At 68.8% G+C, this 8,795-nt stretch carries 8 protein-coding genes, 1 tRNA gene and 1 pseudogene; 7 read left to right on the top strand and 3 right to left on the bottom strand.

Annotated elements, in window-relative coordinates; all coding sequences use genetic code 11:
- Positions 1-171 (top strand): annotated as a pseudogene (locus tag A5711_RS16510) (TIGR03086 family protein); the annotation flags it as partial.
- 83 nt (positions 172-254) lie between these two features.
- Here the strand turns inward: A5711_RS16510 and A5711_RS16505 are convergent.
- Positions 255-893 (bottom strand): TIGR03086 family metal-binding protein, encoded by a 639-nt coding sequence (locus A5711_RS16505; RefSeq protein WP_082975756.1) that lies wholly within the window; start codon positions 891-893, stop codon positions 255-257.
- A gap of 23 nt (positions 894-916) precedes the next feature.
- Here A5711_RS16505 and A5711_RS16500 point away from each other — a divergent pair, with 23 nt between their 5' ends.
- Genes A5711_RS16500 through A5711_RS16485 form a run of 4 tightly spaced genes read left to right on the top strand, consistent with a single transcriptional unit; the run spans position 917 to position 4,376 of the window.
- Positions 917-1,741, top strand: coding sequence for a crotonase/enoyl-CoA hydratase family protein (locus A5711_RS16500; RefSeq protein WP_067948317.1), 825 nt, complete (start codon positions 917-919; stop codon positions 1,739-1,741).
- 25 nt (positions 1,742-1,766) lie between these two features.
- Entirely contained in the window at positions 1,767-3,002 is a 1,236-nt protein-coding gene (gene lipE / locus A5711_RS16495) for a lipase LipE (RefSeq protein WP_067948315.1), read from the top strand.
- 29 nt (positions 3,003-3,031) lie between these two features.
- The gene (locus tag A5711_RS16490; RefSeq protein ID WP_066953390.1) at positions 3,032-3,223 is read left to right on the top strand and encodes a hypothetical protein; all 192 of its coding nucleotides are present in this window, start codon (positions 3,032-3,034) and stop codon (positions 3,221-3,223) included.
- Between the two features lie 34 nt (positions 3,224-3,257).
- Positions 3,258-4,376, top strand: coding sequence for a hypothetical protein (locus tag A5711_RS16485; protein WP_067948313.1), 1,119 nt, complete (start codon positions 3,258-3,260; stop codon positions 4,374-4,376).
- A 4-nt stretch (positions 4,377-4,380) separates the two neighbouring features.
- Here the strand turns inward: A5711_RS16485 and A5711_RS16480 are convergent.
- Positions 4,381-4,467, bottom strand: a tRNA-Ser gene (locus A5711_RS16480).
- A 37-nt stretch (positions 4,468-4,504) separates the two neighbouring features.
- Here A5711_RS16480 and A5711_RS16475 point away from each other — a divergent pair.
- The gene (locus A5711_RS16475; RefSeq protein WP_067948321.1) at positions 4,505-5,473 is read left to right on the top strand and encodes an NAD(P)H-quinone oxidoreductase; all 969 of its coding nucleotides are present in this window, start codon (positions 4,505-4,507) and stop codon (positions 5,471-5,473) included.
- Between the two features lie 14 nt (positions 5,474-5,487).
- Here the strand turns inward: A5711_RS16475 and A5711_RS16470 are convergent, their stop codons facing one another.
- The gene (locus A5711_RS16470) at positions 5,488-6,684 is read right to left on the bottom strand and encodes a cysteine desulfurase-like protein (RefSeq protein ID WP_067948311.1); all 1,197 of its coding nucleotides are present in this window, start codon (positions 6,682-6,684) and stop codon (positions 5,488-5,490) included.
- A gap of 118 nt (positions 6,685-6,802) precedes the next feature.
- On the opposite strand from A5711_RS16470, the gene A5711_RS16465 reads away from it, so the two are divergent.
- Complete coding sequence (locus A5711_RS16465; RefSeq protein ID WP_067948309.1) at positions 6,803-8,776, top strand: DUF6541 family protein; 1,974 nt, start codon at positions 6,803-6,805, stop codon at positions 8,774-8,776.
- Positions 8,777-8,795 lie beyond the last annotated feature (19 nt).

Raw genomic sequence — 8,795 nt, 5'->3', positions numbered from 1 at the left:
GAGATCAACGCGCCCGAGCCGCTGTCCGAGTACGTGTTGGGGCTGGCGCGCAAGGTCATCAGGCCGGAGTTCCGCGGCGGCGCGGGGTTCGACGACCCGGTGGACGTGCCCGAAGATGCCGGCGCGCTCGAGCAGTTGGTCGCGTTCACCGGCCGCAACCCCGCGCGGTAACGCTCGTCGCTTGGCCGAGTGTGCGTCCAGCCGCGCACTGGTCGCCGAATGTGCGTCCAGCCGCACATTCGAAGGCTCAGCCGCTACACGCGTTCGAGGTAGAAGTAGTAGTACCGGCCGTTATCCCGGACGCCCTTGCCGTTCATGATTCCCATCACGGCATCGTCGTCGATCTTCTTGAAGTGGTCGTGCACCGGCTGGCCGTCGTAGACCATCGTCGCAGTGACCTCCCCGCGGAACTCCGGCCTGATGACCTTGCGCGCCAGCCCCAACACGTACTCGGACAGCGGCTCGGGCGCGTTGATCTCGTGTCCCACGGCTGCTGCGTAATCCCAAGCGTGGACCAGGAATTCGATTGACAGGACGGCGCACGCACTCTTCGCGGGCATCTCGGTCTTGCCGAACGGCACCGACCCGTCCAGGCCGTGGCGGTGCCAGGCGTCCAGCGCGGGCCGGGCCGCCGCTACCACCTGGCGTTCCACCGAATCGGCTTCGTCGCGCTCCGGGACCTCCGCGCCGACCATGCCACCCAGGGCGGTGATCGAGTTCAGCAGGTGATCGGTCAGCTGTGCGACGTCGAACTCCGCACACGGGGTCTGCCGCGACAGGTCGTCAGCGGCGATGGTGTGCAGCACCCGCTGCAAAACCCCGAGCGTGTCCTCAGCGCTGTGCAGTTCGTCGGTGGGCGGCGAATGGGGGCCGGGCCGCAAATCAGGAGCCATGTTTGCCACGCTACGGTCTCGATATGGCGCAAGCATACGAATCCGTCACGGTGGAAACGAAAGATCACGTCGCCCAGGTGACGCTGATCGGCCCGGGCAAGGGCAACGCGATGGGCCCGGCGTTCTGGTCGGAGATGCCGGAGCTGTTCGCGGCGCTGGACGCCGACCCCGAAGTGCGGGCCATCGTCATCACCGGCTCCGGGAGGAACTTCAGCTACGGCCTGGACGTGCCCGCGATGGGCGGCTCGTTCACCCCGCTGCTGTCCGGGGACGCGCTGGCCGGCCCGCGGGCGGTCTTCCACGCGGAGGTCAAGCGCATGCAGGGCGCGATCACCGCGGTCGCGGATTGCCGCACCCCGACCATCGCCTCGGTGCATGGCTGGTGCATCGGCGGCGGGGTCGACCTGATCTCCGCGGTCGACATCCGCTACGCCAGCTCCGACGCCAAATTCTCGGTGCGCGAGGTCAAGCTGGCGATCGTCGCCGACGTCGGCAGCCTGGCCCGCCTCCCGTACATCCTGAGCGACGGGCACCTGCGCGAACTCGCGCTGACCGGTAAGGACATCGACGCGGCCCGGGCCGAGACGATCGGCCTGGTCAACGACGTGTACGACGACCCAGAGGCGACCCTGGCCGCCGCGCATGCCACCGCGGCCGAGATCGCCGCCAACCCGCCGCTGGCCGTGCACGGCATCAAGGACGTCCTCGACCAGCAGCGCGTCGCCGCGGTGTCGGAGAGCCTGCGCTACGTGGCCGCTTGGAACGCCGCCTTCCTGCCGTCGAAGGACCTGACCGAGGGCATCGCGGCGACATTCGAGAAGCGGCCGCCGCGGTTCACCGGGGAGTGATCCGGCGCCACGTACCCTCGCTGAGGTGACACCAGACGGCAAGATCCGCGTCCCGGGCGACCTGGACGCCGTGACGACGATCGGCGACGAAGACCACTCGGAAATCGACAGCGCCGCGGTCGAGCGGATCTGGGGCGCCGCGCGGCACTGGTACCAGGGCGGCTTCCAACCCGCCATCCAGCTGTGCATCCGTCGGCACGGGCGCGTCGTGCTCAACCGCGCGATCGGCCACGGCTGGGGCAACGCGCCGAGCGACCCGCCCGACGCCGAGAAGATCCCCGTCACGCCGGACACTCCGTTCTGCGTGTACTCGGCGGCCAAGGGAATGGCGGCCACGGTGGTGCACATGCTCGTCGAGCGTGGCGTGTTCTCGCTCGACGACCGGGTCTGCGACTACATCCCCACGTTCACCAGTCACGGCAAGCATCGGATCACCATCCGGCACGTCATGACCCACAGCGCCGGGCTTCCCTTCCCGACCGGGCCCAAACCCGACGTCAAACGCGCGGACGACCACGAGTACGCGCAACAAAAGCTGGGTGAGCTGCGCCCCCTCTACCGGCCGGGACTGGTGCACATCTACCACGCGCTGACCTGGGGTCCGCTGGTGCGCGAGATCGTTTACGCGGCCACCGGCAAGGAGATTCGCGAGATCCTCGCCACTGAGGTCCTCGACCCTCTCGGCTTCCGGTGGACCAACTTCGGTGTCGCCAAGGAGGACCTGCCCCTGGTGGCGCCGAGCCACGCGACGGGCCGCCCGTTGCCGCCGGTGGTCGCGCAGATCTTCCGCAAGGCGATCGGTGGGACCGTGCACGAGATGATCCCGATCACCAACACCCCGATGTTTCTCACCACCATCATCCCGTCGTCCAACACGGTGTCGACCGCGCACGAGATGTCACGGTTCGCCGAAATCTGGCGTCGCGGTGGGAATCTCGACGGCGTGCGGGTGATGAGCCCGGAGACGATGTACGGCGCGATCAAGGAATGCCGCCGACTGCGACCGGATTTCGCGGTCGGGCTGCAACCGGCCCGGTGGGGCACCGGATTCATCCTCGGAACGAACCGCTGGGGTCCGTTCGGGCTCAACTCGCCGCACGCGTTCGGCAACCTCGGCCTGGTCAACATCGCGATCTGGGCCGACCCGGCGCGCGGCCTGGCCGCCGGCGTGGTCAGCAGCGGAAAGCCCGGGCGCGACCCGGAAGCCAAGCGGTACACCGCCCTGATGGACACGATCACCGCCGAGATCCCCGCCGGTTGAGGGTCGCCTCCGGTGGGAACACTGCCGCCATGGCTACCTACCGAGTGCTCAACCCGAAGGGCGACGTCGTCGCGACGAAGGACATCGAAAGCGCCGACAAGGCGCACGCGTGGTTCGCCGATGAGGCGGTCGAGGGCAACGAACTGGGCTGGCGCATGGAGGTCGAAGCCGACGGCGAATGGCGGTTCTTCGACAGCAGCGAAGGCGATCGCAGCTACTAGTGTTTGCGGCCCGCCTCGTCGGGCACCCAAAGACATGGACTCTGAACGCTTCCGCAAGCTGCTAGAGGCCCCCGCGCCGTTCGCGTCGGTCTACTTCGACGACTCGCATGACACCCACGACGCCGAAGCTCAGCTCGACCTCAAATGGCGGGCGCTGAAGGAAGACCTGGAACGGCAGGGCGCGCCCGCGGCGGTGACCGAGGAAATCGGCCGTGCCGTGCAGGATTTGCGTCCGCCGATCGGCCGCAGTGGCCGCGGCGTGGTGGCGAGCGCCGAGGGCGTGCTGCTCAACGAACATCTGACCCGGCCCACCGCCGAAGCGGTCGTCCGGGTCTCCGAATTGCCGTTCGTCCTTCCGCTCGTCGAACTCGGCTTCGACTACCCCGACTATCTGCTGGTGGTGGTCGACCACACCGGCGCCGACATCACCACCCACGTCAACGGCACGCTGCGAACGGAAACAGTCGACGGCGGAGGCTATCCCGTGCATAAAGCCGCCGGGGCAGAAACCGCCGGATACGGCGACCCGCAACTGCGCACCGACGAAGCCGCCCGCAAGAACGTGCGCGCCGTCGCCGACCGGATCGGACAGCTCGTCGACGACAAGTCCATCGAGCTGGTCTTCATCGTCGGCGAGGTGCGGTCGCGCTCGGACCTGCTGGCCACCCTGCCGGATCGGCTGCACGACAAGGTAATTCAGCTACAAGTGGGCGCGCGGCACAGCGGCCACGACGACGAGGAAGTGCAGCGGGCCATCGAAGCCGCTTTCGTCGAGCGACGGTTGAAGGTGATCGACGCTGCCGCCGGTCGGTTCACCGCCGAGGTGGGCCGGCAGTCCGGGCTCGCCGCCGAGGGGCTCGACGCCGTCTGCTCCGCGCTGCGCCAGGGCGCGGTCGACACGTTGATCGTCGGCGATCTCGGCGACGCCACCGTGGTCGCCGACGAGGCGCTGACGACGATCGCCCCGAATGAGAACGTGCTGTCGGAGCAGGGCGCCGCGCCCGCCAAGACGCTGCGGGCCGACGAGGCGCTGCCCCTGTTCGCGGTTTCCATCGGGGCGTCGCTGGTGCGCACCGACGAGCGGATCGCACCGGCCGACGGTGTCGGTGCGCTGCTTCGCTACGCCCTAACGCTGCACCAGCCCGCCGGCTGACACGCGGTGGCGGAGGGATTTGAACCCCCGGACGGTGTTAGCCGTCTCTCGCTTTCAAGGCGAGTGCATTAGGCCGCTCTGCCACGCCACCACGAGTAAGGGTAACGGGGGTCGGTAGCGTGGCCACCATGCGCGCCATAGTCGCCGAATCCCCCGATCAGCTGTCCTGGCAAGACGTCCCAGACGCGTCCGCCGGGCCCGGCGAGGTGCTGATCAAGGTCACCGCGGCCGGCGTGAACCGCGCCGACCTGCTGCAGGCCGCCGGCAAATACCCGCCGCCACCGGGCGCCAGCGAAATCATCGGCATGGAGGTGTCGGGCGTCGTCGCGGAAACCGGCGACGGCGTCTCGGATTGGCCCGTCGGCCAAGAGGTTTGCGCGCTGCTGGCCGGCGGCGGATACGCCGAATACGTCGCCGTCCCCGCCGGCCAGGTGATGCCGATTCCCTCTGGAGTCGACCTCGTCGACGCGGCCGGGCTGCCGGAAGTGGCCTGCACGGTGTGGTCGAACCTGGTGCTGACCGCCCACCTCGGCAAGGGGCAGCTGCTGCTGGTGCACGGCGGCGCCAGCGGGATCGGGAGCCACGCGATCCAGGTCGCGCGGGCGCTGGGCGTCCGGGTGGCCGTCACGGCCGGCTCGGTGGAGAAGCTGGAGTTCTGCCGCGAGCTGGGCGCCGAGATCACCATCAACTACCGCGACGAGGACTTCGTCGAGCGGCTGCGCGAATGCGGTGGGGCTGACGTGATCCTGGACATCATGGGCGCCGCCTACCTGGACCGCAATATCGACGCTCTGGCGACCGACGGGCAGCTGGTCATCATCGGCATGCAGGGCGGCATCAAGGGCGAGCTCAACATCGCCAAGCTGCTCGGCAAGCGCGCGCGGGTCATCGGCACCACGCTGCGCGCCCGGCCGGTGACCGGCCCGAACAGCAAGACGGAGATCGTGCAGGCGGTGATCGGGTCGGTGTGGCCGATGATCGCCGAGGGCCGCGTCCGGCCGATCATCGGCGCCCGCATGCCCATCCAGCAGGCCGCGGAGGCACATCAACAGCTGACGTCGAGCAAGGTGACCGGCAAGATCGTGCTGACGGTCTAGCGGCCCCTGAAAGCTCAGCCCAGGGAGGCCAGCGCGCGGACCAACTGGTCCACCTCGGCCGTCGTCGAATAGTGCGCGAGCCCGACGGTGACCGCGCCGCCGATGTCGTTGACGCCCAGCACGTCGAGCGCGCGGGAATTCTCGTTGGTGACGGCCAGGATTCCGTTGTCCGCCAGCCGCTGCACCACCCGTTCGGCGGGCACGCCGTTCAAGGCGAAGCTGACCACGGGGATCCGCACCTCCGGACGGCCGATCACCATGACCAACGGCAACGACCGCAGCGACACCATGAGGTAATCGAAGATCCGGTTCAGGTAGAGGCTGGCCGATTGCATCGACACCGACAGGCGTTCGCGGCGGCTACCGCGGGCGGACTCGTCGAGTGCGGCCAGGTACTCGATGCTGGCGACCACCCCGGCGAGCAGACCGAACTGGTGCGCGCCGATCTCGAGCCGCGCCGCGCCGGTCGCCTTGGGGTCCGTCGAGATGGAGCTGAACGAGTTGAGCAGCGCCGGATCGCGGAACACCACCGCGCCGATCGGCGGACCGCCCCACGCCAGGGCGTTCACCGCCACCACGTCGGCGTCGCTCTCCTTGACGTCGAGCAACCGGTACGGCGCCGCGGCGGAATGATCGACCACGACCAGCCCGCCCACGTCGTGCACCAGCTTGGTCATGGCTCGCAGGTCGGTGACCGTGCCCAGCGTCGCGGACGCGGATGCGACGGCCACCAGCCTGGTCGACTTCCCGATCAGACCCTCCCACTGCCAGGTCGGCAGCTCGCCGGTCTCGATGTCGATCTCGGCCCACTTCACCTTGGCGCCGTAGCGGTGCGCAGCCCGCAGCCACGGGGCGATGTTCGCCTCGTCGTCGAGGCGGCTGACGACCACCTCGTAGCCCAGCCCGGCGCGCGACGACGACGCCTCGGCCAGCGCCGACAGCAGGATGGCGCGGTCGGCCCCGAGCACCACGCCCGCCGGGTCGACGTTGAAGAGGTCGGCCACCGCCGCCCGCGCCGCCTCCAGGATGGCGGCGCTGCGCTGCGCGGACGGGTGGGCGCCCGCCGTGGTGGCGCTGGACCTGCGGAAGGCGGTCGAAACGGTGGTCGCGACGGAATCGGGGATGAGCATCCCGGCCGGCGCGTCGAAGTGCACCCACCCGTCACCCAGCGACGGATGCAGTCCGCGCACCCGGGCGACGTCGTAAGCCATGCCAGCCACCTTAGAGCTTGCGCATTTCCGCGAAACTGTGACCGTAGCGGGTGCCATACAGCTTCAAGCCGGCCGGTGGCTTCCCGAGGCAGGACACCCGGCCAGCCATACTAGTCGAGTGGGCCTCTGGTTCGGAACGCTGATCGCATTGTTTTTGCTGATAGCGCCCGGGGCGATCGTCGCGCGAATCAGTCAGCTCAGTTGGCCTGTCGCCGTCGCGGTGGGCCCGGCCCTGACCTACGGCGCGATCGCGTTGGCGATCATCCCGTTCGGCGCGGTCGGAATCCCGTGGAACGGCTGGACGGCGCTGGCGACGCTGGTCGGGGTGTGCCTGCTGATGACGGTCCTGCAGTTGCTGGTCGGCCGCTACCGCGACGTCGAGGCGGAGGCCCGCGGGATCGGCCGGTGGCCGGCGGTGACGGTGGCGGCCGGGGTGCTGCTCGGGTCGCTGCTGATCATGTGGGCGGCCTATCGCGGTCTGGGTGCGCATTGGCAGACCATCCCCAGCACCTGGGACGCGGTCTGGCACGCCAACGAGGTGCGGTTCATCCTCGACACCGGGCAGGCGTCGTCGACGCACATGGGCGAGCTGCGCAACGTCGAAACGCACCAGACGCTGTACTACCCGTCGGTGTTCCACGCCCTGACCGCGGTTTTCTGTCAGCTCACCGGGGCGGCGCCCACCACCGGCTACACGGTGAGCTCGGTGGCGGCCTCGGTCTGGCTGTTTCCCACCAGCGCGGCGATGCTGACCTGGCGGTTGATGCGCGGGACCTGGTGTGAATGGCGCACCGCCGCCGCGGCCGCCACCGCCGCCGCGCTGTCGGCGTCGTTCACCGCCCTCCCCTACGTCGAGTTCGGCGTCGCCGCGATGCCCAACCTGGCGGCCTACGGGGTCGCCATCCCGACGTTCGTGCTGATCGCCTCGACGCTGCGGCACCGCGACCGCATCCCGGTGGCGGTGCTGGCCTTCGTGGGGGTGATGTCGGTCCACCTGACCGGCGGGTTCATCGTCGTGCTGTTCGTGGTGGCCTGGTGGTTGCTGGACGTGCTGCGGCGCCCGGTGCGCGGCCGGGTCGCCGACGCCGTGACGGTCGCCGGCGTGACGACGGCCACCGGGCTGATCCTGTTGCCGCAGTTCATCAGCGTGCGGCAGCAGGAAGACATCATCGCCGGGCACTCGTTCCTGACCCACCTCAGCAAGAAGCGGGGCCTGTTCGACGCCGTCTTCCAGCACTCGCGTCATCTCAACGACTTCCCCTACCAGTACGGGCTCATGTCGCTGGCGATCCTCGGCGGGATCCTCTTCGCCTACAAGAAGATCTGGTGGCCGCTGGCCGTATGGCTGTTGTTGGTGGTGGTGGACGTCGACGCGGGAACACCGCTGGGCGGCCCACTCGGCGCGCTGGCCGGGGCGTTCGGGGAGTTTTTCTACAAGGACCCGCGCCGGATCTCGGCGGCCATCACTCTGCTGCTGCAACCTATGGCCGGCGTCGCGTTGTTCGTCATCGTCACCGGGGTGGTCGCCGGCGCCAAACGAGTCGCCGACCGGTCCCGACCGTCACCCGCGCCGGCGTGGACCGCGGCCACGGCCGTGCTGTTGCTGGCGACGACCGTCTTCACCGCCCGCCACTACTTCTATCGGCACCTGGTCCTGTTCGGCGACAAGTACGACTCGGTGATGATCGACCAACGCGACCTGATGGCGATGGCCTACCTGGCCACGCTTCCGGGCGCGCACACCACCGTGATCGGCAACGCCAACACCGACGGAACCGCCTGGATGTACGCCGTCGCCGACCTGCACCCCCTGTGGACCCACTATGACTACCCGCAGCAAATGGGCCCCGGACCCAACCGCTACATCTTCTGGACCGGAGCCCGCAAGGGCGAGTCCGATCCGCGGGTGGTCGAGGCGATTAAGGCGCTCAATATCCGGTACATCTACACCAGCACGCCGACGGTCCGGGGCTTCGCCGTACCCGACGGACTAGTGTCACTGGATAAATCGAAGTCGTGGGCGCTGATCTACGACAATGGTGGAGCCCGAATCTACGAATGGCGCGGAAGCGGCGCGGCGCCGCACTCTTAGTCCGCAAAGGATGGTGATG

This window comes from Mycobacterium sp. E2238 (assembly GCF_001672665.1).
Lineage (GTDB): Bacteria > Actinomycetota > Actinomycetes > Mycobacteriales > Mycobacteriaceae > Mycobacterium.
Note: the sequence above shows the minus strand (reverse complement) of the source record. Positions and strands in the feature narration are given on the sequence as shown.

What these genes read in the sequence shown, in the direction of transcription:
- A5711_RS16505 (WP_082975756.1), bottom strand. Translation starts at nt 893, where the DNA reads ATGGCTCCTGATTTGCGGCCCGGCCCCCATTCGCCGCCCACCGACGAA.
- A5711_RS16500 (WP_067948317.1), top strand. Translation starts at nt 917, where the DNA reads ATGGCGCAAGCATACGAATCCGTCACGGTGGAAACGAAAGATCACGTC.
- A5711_RS16490 (WP_066953390.1), top strand. Translation starts at nt 3,032, where the DNA reads ATGGCTACCTACCGAGTGCTCAACCCGAAGGGCGACGTCGTCGCGACG.
- A5711_RS16485 (WP_067948313.1), top strand. Translation starts at nt 3,258, where the DNA reads ATGGACTCTGAACGCTTCCGCAAGCTGCTAGAGGCCCCCGCGCCGTTC.
- A5711_RS16475 (WP_067948321.1), top strand. Translation starts at nt 4,505, where the DNA reads ATGCGCGCCATAGTCGCCGAATCCCCCGATCAGCTGTCCTGGCAAGAC.
- A5711_RS16470 (WP_067948311.1), bottom strand. Translation starts at nt 6,684, where the DNA reads ATGGCTTACGACGTCGCCCGGGTGCGCGGACTGCATCCGTCGCTGGGT.